The following is a 16,285-nucleotide window of genomic DNA, read 5'->3' as shown; positions in this document are numbered from 1 at the left end:
GATGGATAGTCAAGGCATACAAGAGCGGCCCACAACTTGGCGTTGTGGGCGTTTTCTTTTTGACTTCAACAAACGTCAGCGGCCTATTGTGATGGGCATTCTTAATGCCACTCCAGACTCATTTTCGGATGGCGGCAAATTTAGAACGCCACAGCACGCTATTGCTCATGCAGAGTTGATGATCGAGAATGGTGTTGATTTAATTGATATTGGTGGTGAATCTACCCGCCCTGGTGCTGAACCTGTAGAGCTCCAAGAAGAGCTTGATCGCGTGCTGCCAGTGATTGAGGCTTTGAAGGATTGCGGTACGCCGCTATCGATTGACACCTATAAAGAGGAAACGATGCGCCAAGCATTAAGGTCGGGCGTGGATTGCGTCAATGATATCTGGGCGCTTAGACAAGAGGGTGCGCTTGATGCGGTATCCGAAAATAATCACTGCGGAATTGTTTTAATGCATATGCAACGTGATCCATTAACGATGCAATTTAATCCTGAATACCAAGATGTTATTGCTGAGGTGATATTGTTTTTGGAAGAGCGCGCAGAGCTGCTGACAACCAAAGGGATTGATGCAAACAGAATAGCTATCGACCCAGGCTTTGGCTTTGGTAAAAGCCTTGAGCACAACCTCGATATGCTCAAGAATTTTCAGCAATTCTCCAAGCTGACTTATCCAGTCTTAGCCGGTATTTCCCGTAAATCGATGATCGGCAAAATCACTGGTAAAGACACTAACGACCGAGTAAGCCCAAGTATTGCTGCTGCCATCATGGCGGCTGATCGTGGTGCCAAGATCGTCAGAGTTCATGATGTACCCGAAACGGTTGATGCTTTAAAGCTTTGGGAAGCCGTAAATAGCTAGGGTATTAGATTTAAGTCTCTCAGTTTTATAATGAACTATATGAAAAAACAATACTTTGGTACTGATGGCATACGTGGTGAAGTGGGGCAATTTCCGATTGTTCCAGAATTTATGACTCGCCTTGGATATGCCGCAGGTAAAGTGCTATCCAAACACGCAAAACCTGGCCAACGTTGCAAAGTATTAATAGGAAAAGATACGCGTATCTCAGGCTATTTGCTGGAGGCTGCGCTCGAGGCAGGTTTTGCTGCTGCAGGCGTTGATGTCATGCTTTGTGGTCCAATGCCAACCCCGGGAGTAGCTTACCTGACTAAAGCCTTGCGTTTATCAGCAGGCGTGGTGATTTCTGCATCGCACAATCCATATCAAGATAATGGCATTAAGTTTTTCTCAGCAAATGGCGACAAACTGGATGATGACTTTGAGTTTGCGATTGAAGCAGAGCTTGCGCATCCGATGGGTTGCGTTAGCGCTCAAGAATTAGGAAAAGCATTTCGATTAGAAGATGCTGCAGGCCGCTATATTGAGTTTTGCAAATCAACATTCCCAGGGGAGTTAAATCTGAAGGGAATAAAGCTCGTGGTAGATTGCGCTAATGGTGCTGCTTACCATACTGCGCCTCACGTATTTCATGAACTCGGTGCAGAAGTCATTTCGATTGGCGTTCATCCAGACGGTAAAAATATTAATGATGGCTGCGGAGCTACATCACCCGCAGCTTTGATTGCCAAAGTTAAAGCAGAAAAAGCTGATCTCGGTATAGCCTTGGATGGAGATGCTGACCGCCTGCAGATGGTGGACTCGTCTGGAAGATTGTTTAATGGTGATGAGTTGCTATATGTATTAGCCAAGGATAGGCTTGATCGTGGGCAAAAGATTGGCGGGGCAGTAGGCACCCTGATGACCAATCTAGCAATTGAGAATGCAATCAAAGGTCTTGGCATTGGGTTTGAACGCGCGAATGTTGGCGATCGTTATGTATTAGAGCTTTTAAAACAAAAAGGTTGGATTATTGGTGGAGAAGGTTCTGGCCACTTACTATGCTTGGATCAGCACTCCACAGGCGATGGCACGATTGCAGCCCTACAAGTGCTCGCGGCAATGAGTCAGAATCAGAAGAGTCTTGCTGAACTGCTAGAGGCAGTCAACATTTTTCCGCAGGTTCTCCTGAATGTGAAATTCAAACCCGGGTATCAATGGCAGTCAGACGAGATGCTTCAGCAGCAGATCTCTAAAGTAGAGGCAAATCTTCAGGATTCTGGCAGGGTACTGATTCGTGCATCTGGTACCGAACCAGTACTCAGAGTAATGGTAGAAACTAAAGACGGCGAAGTAGCGATGAAGGCTGCAAAGAGTATTGCTGATTTAGTGCCTGTTGCTTAGTTTTACTCAACTACCTGCTTGTTCTTTTCTAAGAAGGACTTATGTTTCTTCTTCATCTTTTTTTGCGTTAAGTGCTGCCAAATCAATCTCTTTTTGGCTTGAGTTTGCTTTGTGCTAGCAAAGTCGATAGGTAGACTTTTGCTTTGCTTATCATCGTGTTCTGTGCTCATGCAGACCTCGAGAACCTTGTTAACTGGTTACCTATGGGCTGTTAGAGCAAACTGTCCGTAACCAGTAACGGCAGAATTGCACCTCATATCCCATAAGTAGGCTTTAGTCTACATTCCGAATATGACATTCTTTCATCATGGTTATAGCTTTCATAAGCTTAAATGAGGGTTTATATGACAGAGTAGGAATGTAATAAAACTGCAATATTTCTGTCATGTGGCGCTCAAAGGTCAATAGATTCGATAGTGCAATCTATTGCTAGGCAAATTCATAAAAGCTACCTAGAATTCCAGATAACGATACCTAAGACTGGTGTGTACGCAGATGAGTGCTAAAACGTTATTCTTATTGCGCCACGCTAAGGCTATTACTGGCGGGCTATTGGTGCCCGACCAGGATAGGCCTTTATCTGAACGCGGGCTTAAAGATGCGAATAAGTTAGGTACGAAGCTTCATAAAAAAGAAATTCACCTCGACTTAATTGTTACCAGTCCTGCAGTAAGAGCAATTACTACAGCGCAAATCATTGCAAATAAATTAGATATGAAGCATACCAATTTTTTAATTGACCCAATGGTTTATGGGGCAGAAATAAGTGCGTTACTTGAATTAATTTCTGGCGTTGCAAAAAGATATGATGTTGTGATGATCGTGGGTCACAATCCTAGCCTTACAGACTTAGCATCCCATGTTGCTGGTGAGCCCATCGCAATGTCTACTTGTGCCCTCATGAAGGCTTCTTTTGACTTTAAGGATTGGGGAAAAGTGTTGACCGAAAAGTCTAGTAAGTGTTCTTTCTTAAACTAGCAAGGAAGACTAATCTCTTGGGGCAACCATATTCTCTCTAATTAAGATGGGCTTGAAACTAAAGGGCTGCAGAGCAGATGGGTTCACCTGGATTTCAACTGCCTGGACATGTTCTGCGCCCATGACTTGTAATCGCAAGACATTTTCGAGGGTGTACTTTTGATTGTTTGTTTTTAATGGTTGATCAATGATCAGGCGATGGCTATCACCATGTACCAACAATACGGGCTTCTTAAATGCTTGCGCATGCATACTAAAGGCCTGCAATGTATCCCGATACCCGCTTGTTAAATCGGTCGTTTGATTTGGACTGTAAAACATATCAGCTTGGTAAGAAAAAACAATGCCTGCGTAATGTTTGCGATTAGCTCGATCAAATGCTTTTTCAATCCAGCTTAAATTAGCCTGATTTCGGGCATAGTATTCTTGTTTAGCGCTTTCATCACGCTCAAAATTATTATTCGATCCGGGAATATGTAAGTTCACAAAAAGGAAATGATTTTTCACCCACATTGAGTTTTCTACATACTTACTGAATTGGGGATCAAGATCTGCCTGTCTCATCAGTTGTAGCCGCTTTTTTCCTAAACTCATTTCCGAATCAAAGAACGTTTTGCGAACATTGTGAAGACGCTCTATGGGGTCGTAAGCGCCTGCGAGAGGTCTGTGGCAGTCAGTCCATTCGTTATCACCAATGCTGTATATCACTGGTGAAGAATATTGATCAAAATACTTTTTAATAATCAGGTTGTATTCATCACTACAGGGGCTTGAGCCTGATTTTGTATCGCCGATGAAGATCGAAAAGCTAGGGTTTATTTTGTTGATTTCAGCGATCAATCTTTCGTAGCGGACATAATCATCTGGAATGTTGTACGGCATATCGCCAAGGGCGACGAACTTAAATGGCTGTGAAAATGCTGCACTTGTGCAAGCAATTAGGGCAGCAAATAGGAAAGACTTTAAGAATCGCATGCTCATTTGTATGATTTTGGATTTTTATTCAATGCAATAACTTCAATCTCTCCAAATATATAGGATTCGGAGCTAATTTCTATCCACCCTAAATCATGGAAGACGTCAGCATAATTTTTGGAGTATTTTTTGGAGCTCTCGTAAAAGATGTCTGTCAATTCATCTTGCTCATCTTCTTCTACGGTATCGGAAAAGTAAATCACTTTCTCTCCACCATACGTTTCGCCCATGGTTCCACCGGGTATGTCCTGAATGCAAATTCCAATATCGGGATCATAGGCCTTTGTAAACGTAGGTTTGATATCAGTTAAAACAGATCCGAGCTTCCATACCATTCCGCACTTAATTTCTTTATTGCCGCATTGAAAAACATGACGCTCTGTAATGGAGCCAATTTCTAGAGGAATGATTTGATAGTCCATGGCAAACTCCAATAGGATTAAATAGAATTGTTAAGAATAGTGTGCATGAAAATTATGACTGGTAAATTAAAAACGCCACGTAACACCTACTTCACTTCGTGTTGCGTTTGCTTCCTTGCTACCTAGAGTGGCGCTATAAGATAGCCCTGTTCTCATATAAGACAGGCCTATATCAATATTGGCGTTTACCGAGTAAATACCAGCTACTAGAGCATAGTGACTAATGGTTTGCTCAGTTGCGGGTGGATTTGTAGAGGCACCAAGATCTAAGGCGAGCTTAATCTGTTCTGATACATTCAAAACAGGCGCGATAGATACTAAAAAAATGTTTGTGCGATTGATCTCATCTGTTTGCCCGATACTATAGTTCGTGTTGTAAGGGGATCGCATATAGGATGCGTTTATATGAACTTCAAGGCCTTGCCAATACTTCGAAGCGATGAGATTAAGGCCGTAATTGGTTGCAGCCAATCCCAGGCCGTTCACTTGTTGTTGCTTTCCGGCCGGCAGCACCACTGTTGGCTTTATTGCTAGAGCGTAACCATTGCGCTCATCTTCATAAAAGCGCCATTTTGCCCCCAATACATAGTTAGCAAATTTAGAGTAATTTCCGCTAGGCTGGTTGTAATAAGTGCTTGAAAAGGATGCCTCTACGCTATCACTAAGTCCTCGGGTGTATGTAAAAGGGTAGGCCTTGGCATCAGTTCGTCCAGAGTATTCTTCCCCTGGCGTGATCAAGTCAGTTGATTGTGAGCCGCCACCATTGCGATTAATGGAAATGAAGTATTGCTCAATTTGATTCCGTCCGGCCCCCACTGTACCAGCATCATCTGTATTTAATGGCTCAAATCCAAATGCCAAGCTTGGCAATAGCAGTGCACCGAATAAAAGCCATTTCATGAAGATCTTTTGAGATTTTCTTAAGATTTAACATCTCTGTTTATCGGAGTCTTGTTACAAAATGGTGTCATTTCTGATTGAATGGACCAATTCCCATCTTAAGTTATTGATTTGTTTGAATAAAATTCCTATAGGACCAGCCTGTCATCAAAGCGTCATAGTCCAATCGTATTGTTGGTAGCTCGCAATGTTGCGTTCTTTCTACATTAGGACTAATCACATGAAATCTTTTTTGAAAAAAGCGCTAGTTATTAGTGCTATTTCACTAGCTCCAGCTGCTTTTGCTGTTGACATGACGGGTGCAGGTGCAACATTCCCATACCCAATCTACGCAAAATGGGCTGAAGCCTTCAAAGCTAAAACTGGCTCCAATTTGAACTATCAATCTATCGGTTCATCTGGCGGTATTAAGCAAATTAAAGCAAAAACTGTTGATTTCGGTGCTACTGATAATCCAGTTAAATTTGATGAATTAGAAAAAGACGGCATGGTTCAGTTTCCAGCCATCATCGGTGGTGTGGTTCCTGTGATTAACGTTGACGGTGTTAAGCCAGGCGAGATCAAGTTAGACGGCCCAACATTGGCTGATATTTTCCAAGGCATCATTTCTGACTGGGGTGATAAGCGCATTGCAATCATGAACCCTGGCGTGAAGATTCCTAGCGGTCCAATCACTGTAGTAACCCGTGCTGACGGTTCAGGCACAACTGCTATCTTTACTGATTATTTAGCAAAGACCAGTACTCTCTTTAAAGATGCTGTAGGTTCTGGTGCTAACGTCAAGTGGCCTGCTGCTTCGACTGTTGGCGGCAAAGGTAACGAAGGTGTTGCTGCAAACGTGACCCGTGTGAAGAATTCTATTGGTTATGTAGAGTATGCATACGCCAAGAAAAATAAAATGACTTTCATTTCTTTGAAAAACAAAGATGGTAATTTTGTTGCTCCTGACGACTTAACTTTTTCTGCTGCTGCAGCTGGCACAGATTGGTCTAAGATCCCAGGAATGGGCACTTTCATTACCAATGCTTCTGGTGCTAAATCATGGCCAATCACTGGTGCTTCTTTCATCTTGCTTTACAAGAATCCAGAGAACAAAGCAAATGCTGCTGAAGTGATCAAGTTCTTCGACTTTGCTTTCAAAGATGGCAAGAAGATGGCAGAAGAGTTGGATTACGTTCCAATGCCTGATGCAACAACTGATTTCATTCGTAAGAACGTGTTCACAAAGGTTGTGACTAAGTAAGGTTTGATGGTTATCTTCTTAATCATTGATTAATGAACAGCTCCACACCACTGTGGGGCTGTTTCAATATTTAAATAAGCCAATACAATGGATACTCTTCAGTCTCACTCGGCACCTACGCCCCAAGCCTTGCGGATCGCTAAATTACAGCGAATCCAAGACTTTTTGTTTCATGGCATTACCCAATTCTTTGCGCTGTCAGTGTTAATTGCTTTGATGGGTATTTTGATCTCCTTGATCATGAATGCATGGCCAGCTTTACACACTTTCGGACCGGGTTTCTTTTTCTCCCAAGAATGGGATGTCGTGAATGGTGAATTTGGTGGACTCATTGCTATTTATGGAACAGTCGTTACCTCCGTCATTGCACTGCTGATCGCCGTGCCTTTAAGTTTTGGGATCGCCGTTTTCTTGACTGAGCTCTGCCCAGGTCCATTGCGTAGACCGCTAGGTACTGCAGTTGAGCTATTGGCAGCAGTTCCCTCCATCATCTACGGGATGTTTGGTTTGTTTATTTTTGCGCCGCTATTTGCTGAGTACGTGCAACCTGTTTTAGCTGGCACATTAGGTCAGGTTCCTGGATTTGGCATTCTCTTCTCTGGCGCCTTCAATGGCATTGGTATTCTTTGCGCAGGCTTGATTCTGGCGATGATGATTCTGCCGTTCATTGCTTCTGTTATGCGCGATGTATTTGAAATTGTTCCACCAGTGCTTAAAGAATCTGCTTACGGTATTGGTTGTACTACTTGGGAAGTTGTGAAGAATGTAGTTCTTCCATATACCAAGGCCGGTGTTATTGGTGGCGTAATGTTGGGATTGGGTAGGGCGCTTGGTGAAACCATGGCTGTAACCTTTGTAATCGGTAATGCGCACCGTTTATCAGCTTCTTTATTTTCTCCAGGTACTTCAATTGCTTCAACGCTTGCGAATGAATTTGGCGAGGCTGAAGCAGGCAATCATTTATCTTCTTTGTTTGCCTTAGGTTTGGCACTGTTCATTATTACCTTCGTTGTTTTGGCATGCGCTAAGTGGATGCTAAACAATATGGAGAAGAAGCAGGGATTGAAAACATGAACAATACCTCTAATATTGATAAAAATATTTTCGCCAAAAGAAAGCGTGCCAACAAGATTGGCCTATCCTTATCGATGGGAGCCATGCTCTTAGGCATGATCTTTTTGTTCTGGATTTTGAGTGTGCTTATGTTTAAAGGGTTCTCAGCAATTAGCTTAGATCTTTTTACACACAGCACTCCAGCGCCAGGCTCTGATGGTGGTGGTCTGGCTAATGCAATTGTTGGTAGCCTCCTATTGGTTGGAACTTGTACCTTCATCAGCACGCCCATTGGTGTTCTGGCAGGTCTCTATCTTTCGGAATATGGCGACCGTAGTCGAGTTGCCGCAATTACACGATTTGTTACTGACATTATGTTGTCAGCACCCTCAATTGTGATTGGCTTATTCGTTTACGCTTTTATCGTGGCGCAGGCAAGACACTTTTCTGGCTGGGCTGGTACTGTGGCGCTAGCCTTGATTGCGATACCTGTTGTAGTTCGCACTACAGAGAATATGTTGCGCTTAGTACCTGGCAGCTTACGTGAGGCTGCCTATGCATTAGGCACTCCAAAATGGAAAGTGGCATTCAAGATCACTTTGCGTGCAGCACAAAGTGGTGTAATGACAGGTATCTTATTGGCTCTGGCACGCGTGAGCGGTGAAACTGCACCATTATTATTTACAGCGTTAAATAATCAGTTTTTCTCAACCAATATGAATGCACCGATGGCTAATTTGCCCGTGGTCATTTTTCAATTTGCTATGAGCCCTTATGACAACTGGGTTGAGTTAGCGTGGGGTGGTGCGTTACTAATTACATTTGCCGTACTCGGTTTAAATATTTTGGCGCGAGTCGTATTCCGTGAGAAGGTCCAGGGATGATGAGCAATATGAAATCAATGTTTGACTTAAATAAGATAGATAGTCAAGGGGGTAAAGTGGAAACAACAAATCAACATTCAGAGCAGGCGGCTGTCAATGCGCTTGAAGTTAGAAACCTCAATTTCTACTATGGTTCATTTCAGGGTCTAAAAGACATCAACCTAGATATTGAGCAAGGCAAGGTCACTGCATTTATCGGCCCTTCAGGTTGCGGTAAATCTACCTTGTTGCGCACCTTAAATCGCATGTACGACCTTTATCCAGGGCAGCGTGCTGAGGGTGAAATCAATTTCTACGGTCAAAACATTCTTGAGCCTGGCCAGGATTTAAACTTACTACGCTCACGTATTGGTATGGTTTTCCAAAAACCAACACCATTTCCAATGTCTATTTATGAAAACATTGCATTTGGTGTGCGTCTATACGAAAAACTATCACGCTCTGAAATGGACGAGCGTGTAGAGTGGGCACTCAATAAAGCTGCCCTATGGACAGAAGCTAAGGACAAGTTAAATCAGAGTGGTTTATCTCTCTCGGGTGGTCAGCAACAACGCCTCTGTATCGCTCGCGGTGTTGCGGTGAAGCCATCTGTGATTTTGCTAGATGAGCCAACGTCTGCTTTGGATCCGATTTCTACCGGAAAAATTGAAGAACTGATCAATGAACTCAAGCATGAGTACACTATTGCGATTGTTACCCACAATATGCAGCAAGCTGCTCGTGTATCGGATTACACTGCTTATATGTATCTTGGCAGTTTGGTGGAGTATGGTAAAACAGATGAAATCTTTATCAAGCCTAAGCGCAAAGAAACAGAAGACTATATTACCGGTCGCTTCGGTTAATTGGAGACATTAAATGCCAGATAAACACTTATCATCACAATTCGATGCTGACTTAAATTCACTCTCAAGTCGTTTGCTTGAGATGGGTGGCTTAGTTGAATCACAAATCTCGACTGCAATGCGTGCATTCACGCAAATGGATATTGATACCTGCAATGTTGTGATCGAGAATGAAAAGCTTGTTAATGATCTCGAAATTCAAATCGACTTAGCTTGTACTGAAGTAATTGCAAGACGTCAGCCTACTGCTCGCGACTTACGTTTGGTAATGGCTGTATCAAAAGCGATTACAAATCTTGAGCGGGCAGGTGATGAGGCAGAGCGCGTTGCAAAACGTACCAAGCGTCTTATTGAAGGCGGTGCTCCACACAACATCAACGTTGCTGAGATTCGTCTTTCTGGTCAAATGGCCATTAATTTATTGCGTCGCAGTCTTGATGCCTTTGCAAGATTGGATACTACTGCTGCTGCTGAAGTTGTCGCTGAAGATCGTCAGATTGACGAGGAGTTCAGAGGCTTTGTTCGCAAGCTCATTACTTATATGTCTGAAGATCCACATACTATTAGCACTGGCTTAGATATGCTAACTATTGCCAAGGCAATTGAGCGTATTGGTGATCATGCGAAGAACATTGCTGAGTTTGTAATTTACGTTGCAAAAGGTGCCGATGTTCGTCATATTCCGCATGAAGATTTGGTACGCGAAGCCAATAAAGATTAAATCGAGTTACCTACATGACTCACCGCATACTAATCGTTGAAGATGAGCCATCAATTGCAGAGTTAATCGCAATTAATTTATCTCATGCTGGTTATGAAGTAGAAAAAGCATTGCAAACCGATCTTGCTCTTGCAATGATGAAAGATCGTTTGCCTAGCATGGTTATCCTGGATTGGATGCTTCCTGGTAAGTCAGGCGTGCAATTTGCCAAAGAATTGCGCGCCAACGACCGAACTCGGGGTCTGCCTATTTTGATGCTAACGGCCAAGAGTGAAGAGGCTGATAAGGTTTTAGGCTTAGATTCTGGTGCTGATGACTATGTGACTAAGCCTTTCTCTCCTAAGGAATTAATTGCAAGGGTGAGGGCTTTATTGCGAAGGCAGACGCCTATTGAGGATACTGGCCCCCTTACCATTGGCCCCCTTAAGCTTGATCCCAGCTCCCATAGAGTGTTAGCCATTTGGCCAGATTCTGAACCTAAACCGATTTCACTGGGTCCAACTGAGTACAGGCTGCTTCAATTCTTCATGGCCAATCCAGAGCGCGTCCATTCACGCACAAATTTGCTCGACAAGGTCTGGGGTAATGAGGTTTACATTGAAGAGAGAACTGTTGACGTACATATTAAGCGCCTGAGGGCTGCATTGACCCCGGTGGACTGCGATCATTTTATTGAGACGGTTAGGGGTAGCGGTTACCGTATAACGAAAACTCCAACTGAGACCTAGGTTGGTCCTGCAGCCTTTTGGGGCTATTTCTGACAGTTTCTAGAGATAGTCTAAGATTGCACCATGATTTCTGCTTTAATACGCTTCACTTTTCTTGTTTGCCTTGCGCTCATCGCTGCATTTATTACCCTTTACAGTTGGGGTCCTGAATACGCAATTTTGATAGCTGTAGCGCTTCTCTCTATCCCCTTAATTTATTCTTACATCAACCTAGCGAGACTAGGAAACTACGTTCAATTAGATAGTGTTGAGCTGATGCCGCTACCCAGCGGTTTTTGGGAGGATATATTTTTTAAGCTGCAGCGTTTAATTAAAACTCTTAAGCAAAGAATTCGGAATATCGAACAACAGCACGATCACTTTATTGAAGCGTTTCAAGCATCGCCTAATGGAATATTGATGCTTGACGAAGATGATCAAATTGAATGGTGCAATAGTATTGCTGAACGTTTTTTTGGTTTAGTTTATAAACGGGATGTTATGCAGCGCATTAATTTTTTAATCCGTCGCCCGGAATTTATTCAATATTTAAACAAACGTCATTTTGATGAATCATTGCTCATGGAGCGCATGGGGCCTTCCAGCAATTTGAGTTTGATGTTGCAAGCTTTTCCATTCGGCAATCAGCGCCATTTATTGCTGGTGCAAAACATTACGGATTTGCAGAAGGCAGATGCAATGCGACGTGACTTCGTCGCCAATGTTTCTCACGAAATGAGAACACCAATCACTGTCTTAATGGGATTTTTAGAGACAGTTCAATCTTTAGATCTTGAGAAGAGTCAACGTGATCAGTATTTCGACATGATGATGTCACAAGCGCAACGTATGAAAAGTTTAGTAGAGGATCTTCTTACTTTGGCCAATTTAGAGGCCAATGCATTGCCTGCTACTACAAATGAAGTCAACATCGTTACTTTGATGGCATTACTCAGGAATGATGCCGAAGCCTTGTCTAAAGGAAAGCATGCATTTAATTTTGACGTTGCGAATACGCATAATTTATTTGGCGATGAACGAGAAATACTTTCTGCATTTAGTAATTTAGTTGCCAATGCAATACGCTACACACCAGATGGTGGATCTATTCATGTGAAGTGGGATATCAATGCGCAAGGGCGTGGCGAATTCTCCGTCAGGGATACTGGCCCCGGCATTGCCTCAGAGCATTTATCGAGACTCACAGAGCGTTTTTATCGCGTAGACCGGAGTCGTTCGCGGGATACCGGTGGAACAGGCTTGGGTTTAGCGATTGTCAAGCATATCGCCAGTCGACATCAAGCCCAATTGAATATTGAAAGTACTCCAGGCAGAGGCAGCACCTTTACTTTGAGCTTTCCTCAAGAGCGATTAGCCCCCTAGGCTCAGTCCTTTTTCTTCTTTTTCTTCTTTTTTGATTCTTTAGGTAGCTTTTCAGGTTTGCCGCCAGCATAAAGGCACCAAACCTTGATTTCTTCAAGTAACTCTACGAGATCATCATGGGGAAGGCTTTTTAAGTCTACAAGACCAATTGCTCCACTTTCTTGTAACTGCTTTACCGCATCTTCGTATTTATAGTCACTCATGGCTTTGGCTTGTTATTAAATAATTCGAAATTTTAACAAATAAATATGACAAAACTCACTTTTTAGCGTTTTAGAGGGCATTTAGTCAGGATCAGTAGAGATTTCAGAGCTTCTTTTTACCCCATTGAGTCTTGCAAAAAGTCGCTCTAAGGGGCCCCCGACAGCCAGAATTATCAAAATTGCACCCATAGATAATCCCCCAAGGGCAAATTGGCCGGCCCCAAAGGTGGCGCCGATGAGGGCGCAGGCCCAGAGGCTGGCAGCCGTGGTGAGGCCATGAACCCTTTGTGAGCGCTGCTCATGAATGATGACGCCGGCACCCAAAAAGCCAAGCCCTGTAATAAGACCCTGCAGAACCCGACTGACGGCCTGTGCATCATCTAGAACAAAATCACTGATGAGCATGACAGCGGTGGCAGAGCCAATGGCAACCAAAGAATGGGTACGAATCCCGGCAGATTTATGGTGTAACCAGCGGTTAAGACCCAGCACAGCCCCAACAAAAAGTGCCAGAGCCAGCCTGAGGGCAATGATGCTGTAAAGGTCCCAATCAAGCATGTTAATCCCTTGCTTATCAATTATTGATTGATTTAGTGTATCGCAGCTACATCAATTGGTCATAAAAACGCCATCACGCTGTCATTCCTGCGATTAACAATATGAATGTAGTTAATTGAAGTTTGGAAGTTTCTGCACAACAGAAATACCTAGATCAATCTTTCACCACAAGGATGCATTATGAAAAAATTTATCTTACGTTTATGGCAGGCATGGTACGAAGCGCGTTTAGCTTATGCAAATCGTTTTACGCAACATCGACTGGGTAGTTAGTCATCAGAGTGTCATGAGTCCGGTATAAATTGAACTGTCAGATCTCCTCTGACCAAGATAATGCAGCATTACCCTCCCTTTAACCCAGCCTGTGCTGGGTTTTTTCTTTCCCAGGCCTTAATAAAACTGAAATATAAAACTTCTAGCATATCAATATCCAATATCTTCTGCAAAGTTAATACTCTATGAACGTCAATCTTAGCAAGTACCTCTCTGATGTATTGCGCAATGAAGTTCAAAGCTACCCTACACAAGCGTCACCAGAATTCAATACACCGGCAAGCGATCGCTTGATAGATCCAAAAATTAACCAATTTATAGTTGATAAAAGATTTTCACTGCGTCTCGATGAGATTGTTTAATTCACCAACAGATTGCGATCTCATTTCTAATGACACGACCATACAATATTCTTTTTTTATGCACTGGTAATTCAGCCAGATCCATTATCGGCGAGGCTCTTGCGACAACGCTAAGTCACGGCCGCTTTATTGGATATTCTGCGGGCTCAAGCCCGAAACAATTTGTTCACCCCATTGCCTTAAAGCTGGCTCGAGAGATGGGTTATCCCCTCGAATTACTGAGAAGTAAGACCTGGGATGAGTTTGGTACAGAAAATGCGCCTCATATGGATTTCATCATCACTGTGTGTGATTCAGCTGCTGGTGAAGAATGTCCGTATTGGCCAGGTCATCCTACAACAGCTCATTGGGGTTTTATGGATCCTGCGGCTGTAACCAGCAGTGAACAAGATATGTGGGATGCCTTTAGAAAAGTCGAAATGGGCTTGCGCAACCGTATTGAGTTGCTACTTGATCTTCCGATCGACAAACTTGATCACTTGCAGATTAAAGATGAGCTCAACTTAATCCACAAGAAATTTAACTAGCAATACAACTGATTGGAATAGTGAAATGGCAACTTACAGCATCTATTTCGCTGGCTTGTCTTTGACAACGCACCAAAAATTTACACTGGCCAAGGCAATTACAAAAATTCATGCGGATGTTACTGGTGCTGAGGCCTATTTTGCCCAAGTTGTCTTTAAACAGTTGGATATTCATGACTGCTTCATTGGTGGTGTTTTGCTAGATGAACCCCATATCTTTCTGAGCGGGCAAATTCGAGTTGGTAGAAGCGAGCAAGTAAAAAAACAATTGCTAGTGGAGCTGGAAATTGCGATTCAAAGTACTACAAAATTAGCGGGGCATCAGATTTGGGCTTACATCGATGAAATACCTCCAAGTCAGATGATTGAGTATGGCCAAATTCTGCCTTCTGTTGGCGACGATTCTGTTTGGTTTTCCACCTTGCCTGCCAGCATTCAAAAGAAGCTGAATTACTTGAATTCATAGCCCAACGCCTTTTTTCTTCCTAAGGCATTAATATGGGCGGGTATATTCACCTCCTGAGTAAATCATGTCTTTAGCGAAGAAACCACAATTTGCCGTTTTAAAATCTGTAGAGTCTTTTAAAAATCCGCGTCCTAGTATTAAAAAGCGCATGGCCGATGGCAAGGCATTACGCAAGGTGGTGAGTTTTTCTGATCAGGGCATCTATACGCCGCCTAAGCATCGAATTGATCCTATTACGATATTGGAAGCTCAAGCTAAACAGCGTATTGAATCCTTAATTCCAATTCGTTATGAGCGGATGTTGCAGTCTCCATTTTCTTTTTATCGTGGCGGCGCTGCCATCATGGCACAAGACCTAGCCAATCAACCTACAACCAATATTACTGTGCAACTTTGTGGTGATATGCATGTCTCCAACTTTGGCTTATTTGGAACTGCTGAGCATCGATTGGTTTTTGGTATTAATGATTTTGATGAAACTCTACCTGGCAGCTGGGAGTGGGATATCAAGCGTTTGGTTGCTAGTGCTCTTATAGCATCCGATAGTATGGGTGGTGATAAAGCTTTAGGTAAAAAGCTGGTGCACAACATAGCCTCTGAATACCAAAAGCGCATTGAACAGTACGCAAAAATGCCCTATTTAGATTTAGCGCAAGAGTTTATTGGTGAGAAAGATATTCGCAAGCACTTTAGCAAAGAACATGAAAAGAAGCTTGATGTTTATCTGAAGGAGACTAAAGGGCAGGGCAATATTCAGGTACTACAAAGCTTAACAACTCTGGTTGGCAAAAATCGTAAGATTATTAATAAACCGCCGTTGATTGAGCATTTCAAGAAAGATGCTTATGGCGTCTCTTTAGAATCATTGATTCACAAAGCCTTATTAAATTATTCCAGCACCTTACTAGCTGACCGGCAAATATTATTCCAACGCTACGCATTAAAAGATTACGCTAGAAAAGTCGTTGGTGTTGGTAGCGTCGGCACCAATTGTATGGTCTTGTATTTTGAGGGCGATAGTGAAGTTGATCCACTTTTTCTGCAATATAAAGAAGCCCAAAAATCTGTTTTAACGCCATATTTAGGAGAATCTATTTATCGCGATATGGGTAGACGGGTTGTTGCGGGTCAACACTTGCTACAAGGTGCGCCTGACATCTTTTTGAATTACGGTGCAGTTCAATTTGACATTAACAAGAGTCAGGGTTTCTATTTGCGTCAATTACGCGATATGAAGGGCGGTATTGGCGTAGGTACTGGCGGCGTAACCTTACAAACCTTTCCAGACTATGCAAAGTTATTTGGCTGGGCATTGGCGCTAGGCCATGCGCGCTCTGGTGACGCTGCTGTTATTGCAGGTTACTGTGGTCAATCTGAGGAGCTGAATGAGTCTCTCTATTCATTTGCCAAGTCTTATGCAAAGCAAAATCAGCAAGATTACGAAGTCTTTTGCAAAGCCGTCAAGAGCGGTAAATTAAAGACTGCTAAGAAAAAAACAGCCCGTTAGACAGGAGGCTGAAGCAGGTGTCACAGATCT

General features: G+C 43.0%; 20 protein-coding genes. 14 read left to right on the top strand and 6 right to left on the bottom strand.

Features of this window, described 5'->3' with window-relative positions:
* The first annotated feature begins 1 nt into the window (after position 1).
* Together folP and glmM are read left to right on the top strand one after the other, a co-directional pair.
* Positions 2-865, top strand: a complete 864-nt coding sequence (folP, locus tag C2740_RS04880; protein ID WP_215291964.1) for a dihydropteroate synthase — start codon at positions 2-4, stop codon at positions 863-865.
* A 39-nt stretch (positions 866-904) separates the two neighbouring features.
* Positions 905-2,248, top strand: a complete 1,344-nt coding sequence (gene glmM / locus C2740_RS04875) for a phosphoglucosamine mutase (RefSeq protein ID WP_215291963.1) — start codon at positions 905-907, stop codon at positions 2,246-2,248.
* A gap of 2 nt (positions 2,249-2,250) precedes the next feature.
* Here glmM and C2740_RS04870 read toward each other — a convergent pair whose 3' ends face one another.
* Positions 2,251-2,418 carry a hypothetical protein gene (locus C2740_RS04870; protein ID WP_215291962.1) on the bottom strand — a complete coding sequence of 56 codons (168 nt, stop codon included), beginning with the start codon at positions 2,416-2,418 and terminating at the stop codon, positions 2,251-2,253.
* Between the two features lie 325 nt (positions 2,419-2,743).
* Here C2740_RS04870 and C2740_RS04865 point away from each other — a divergent pair, with 325 nt between their 5' ends.
* Positions 2,744-3,226 (top strand): histidine phosphatase family protein, encoded by a 483-nt coding sequence (locus tag C2740_RS04865; protein ID WP_215291961.1) that lies wholly within the window; start codon positions 2,744-2,746, stop codon positions 3,224-3,226.
* Positions 3,227-3,235: 9 nt separating this feature from the next.
* On the opposite strand, the gene C2740_RS04860 is transcribed toward C2740_RS04865, so the two are convergent.
* From C2740_RS04860 to C2740_RS04850, 3 genes are all read right to left on the bottom strand, one after another.
* Positions 3,236-4,207 carry a hypothetical protein gene (locus tag C2740_RS04860; RefSeq protein ID WP_215291959.1) on the bottom strand — a complete coding sequence of 324 codons (972 nt, stop codon included), beginning with the start codon at positions 4,205-4,207 and terminating at the stop codon, positions 3,236-3,238.
* Positions 4,204-4,623 (bottom strand): hypothetical protein, encoded by a 420-nt coding sequence (locus C2740_RS04855; protein WP_215291958.1) that lies wholly within the window; start codon positions 4,621-4,623, stop codon positions 4,204-4,206. Before C2740_RS04855 ends, C2740_RS04860 begins: the two co-directional genes overlap by 4 nt.
* A 66-nt stretch (positions 4,624-4,689) precedes the next feature.
* A complete protein-coding gene (locus tag C2740_RS04850) occupies positions 4,690-5,523 on the bottom strand; it encodes a hypothetical protein (protein WP_215291957.1) in 834 nt (277 codons plus the stop codon).
* Between the two features lie 220 nt (positions 5,524-5,743).
* Here C2740_RS04850 and pstS point away from each other — a divergent pair, with 220 nt between their 5' ends.
* The 7 genes from pstS (at position 5,744) to phoR (ending at position 12,359) form a co-directional block, all read left to right on the top strand.
* Complete coding sequence (gene pstS / locus C2740_RS04845) at positions 5,744-6,766, top strand: phosphate ABC transporter substrate-binding protein PstS (RefSeq protein WP_215291956.1); 1,023 nt, start codon at positions 5,744-5,746, stop codon at positions 6,764-6,766.
* 87 nt (positions 6,767-6,853) lie between these two features.
* Positions 6,854-7,840 (top strand): phosphate ABC transporter permease subunit PstC, encoded by a 987-nt coding sequence (gene pstC, locus C2740_RS04840; RefSeq protein WP_215291955.1) that lies wholly within the window; start codon positions 6,854-6,856, stop codon positions 7,838-7,840.
* A complete protein-coding gene (pstA, locus tag C2740_RS04835) occupies positions 7,837-8,703 on the top strand; it encodes a phosphate ABC transporter permease PstA (protein ID WP_215291954.1) in 867 nt (288 codons plus the stop codon). Before pstC ends, pstA begins: the two co-directional genes overlap by 4 nt.
* 56 nt (positions 8,704-8,759) lie before the next feature.
* The gene (gene pstB, locus C2740_RS04830; protein WP_215291953.1) at positions 8,760-9,548 is read left to right on the top strand and encodes a phosphate ABC transporter ATP-binding protein PstB; all 789 of its coding nucleotides are present in this window, start codon (positions 8,760-8,762) and stop codon (positions 9,546-9,548) included.
* Positions 9,549-9,561: 13 nt separating this feature from the next.
* Positions 9,562-10,269 carry a phosphate signaling complex protein PhoU gene (phoU, locus tag C2740_RS04825; protein WP_215291951.1) on the top strand — a complete coding sequence of 236 codons (708 nt, stop codon included), beginning with the start codon at positions 9,562-9,564 and terminating at the stop codon, positions 10,267-10,269.
* A 14-nt stretch (positions 10,270-10,283) separates the two neighbouring features.
* Complete coding sequence (gene phoB, locus C2740_RS04820; RefSeq protein ID WP_215291950.1) at positions 10,284-10,997, top strand: phosphate regulon transcriptional regulator PhoB; 714 nt, start codon at positions 10,284-10,286, stop codon at positions 10,995-10,997.
* A 63-nt stretch (positions 10,998-11,060) separates the two neighbouring features.
* The gene (phoR, locus tag C2740_RS04815) at positions 11,061-12,359 is read left to right on the top strand and encodes a phosphate regulon sensor histidine kinase PhoR (protein WP_215291949.1); all 1,299 of its coding nucleotides are present in this window, start codon (positions 11,061-11,063) and stop codon (positions 12,357-12,359) included.
* A gap of 2 nt (positions 12,360-12,361) precedes the next feature.
* On the opposite strand, the gene C2740_RS04810 is transcribed toward phoR, so the two are convergent.
* Positions 12,362-12,562: a hypothetical protein gene (locus C2740_RS04810; protein WP_215291948.1), complete on the bottom strand. Its 201-nt coding sequence runs from the start codon at positions 12,560-12,562 to the stop codon at positions 12,362-12,364.
* An 81-nt stretch (positions 12,563-12,643) separates the two neighbouring features.
* Positions 12,644-13,120 carry an MgtC/SapB family protein gene (locus tag C2740_RS04805; protein ID WP_215291947.1) on the bottom strand — a complete coding sequence of 159 codons (477 nt, stop codon included), beginning with the start codon at positions 13,118-13,120 and terminating at the stop codon, positions 12,644-12,646.
* A gap of 458 nt (positions 13,121-13,578) precedes the next feature.
* On the opposite strand from C2740_RS04805, the gene C2740_RS04800 reads away from it, so the two are divergent.
* The 4 genes from C2740_RS04800 to C2740_RS04785 all read left to right on the top strand — a co-directional run bounded on the left by C2740_RS04800 (position 13,579) and on the right by C2740_RS04785 (position 16,255).
* A complete protein-coding gene (locus C2740_RS04800) occupies positions 13,579-13,755 on the top strand; it encodes a hypothetical protein (protein ID WP_215291946.1) in 177 nt (58 codons plus the stop codon).
* A gap of 29 nt (positions 13,756-13,784) precedes the next feature.
* Entirely contained in the window at positions 13,785-14,282 is a 498-nt protein-coding gene (locus C2740_RS04795) for an arsenate reductase ArsC (RefSeq protein WP_215291944.1), read from the top strand.
* A 25-nt stretch (positions 14,283-14,307) separates the two neighbouring features.
* Entirely contained in the window at positions 14,308-14,748 is a 441-nt protein-coding gene (locus tag C2740_RS04790; RefSeq protein ID WP_215291943.1) for a tautomerase family protein, read from the top strand.
* A gap of 64 nt (positions 14,749-14,812) precedes the next feature.
* Positions 14,813-16,255 (top strand): DUF2252 domain-containing protein, encoded by a 1,443-nt coding sequence (locus C2740_RS04785; RefSeq protein ID WP_215291942.1) that lies wholly within the window; start codon positions 14,813-14,815, stop codon positions 16,253-16,255.
* Positions 16,256-16,285: the final 30 nt, after the last annotated feature.

The sequence above is a fragment of the Polynucleobacter sp. MG-5-Ahmo-C2 genome, assembly GCF_018687735.1.
Classification (GTDB): Bacteria; Pseudomonadota; Gammaproteobacteria; order Burkholderiales; family Burkholderiaceae; genus Polynucleobacter.
The sequence above is the reverse complement of the archived record's forward strand: the minus strand, read 5'-3'. Positions and strand labels throughout refer to the sequence as shown.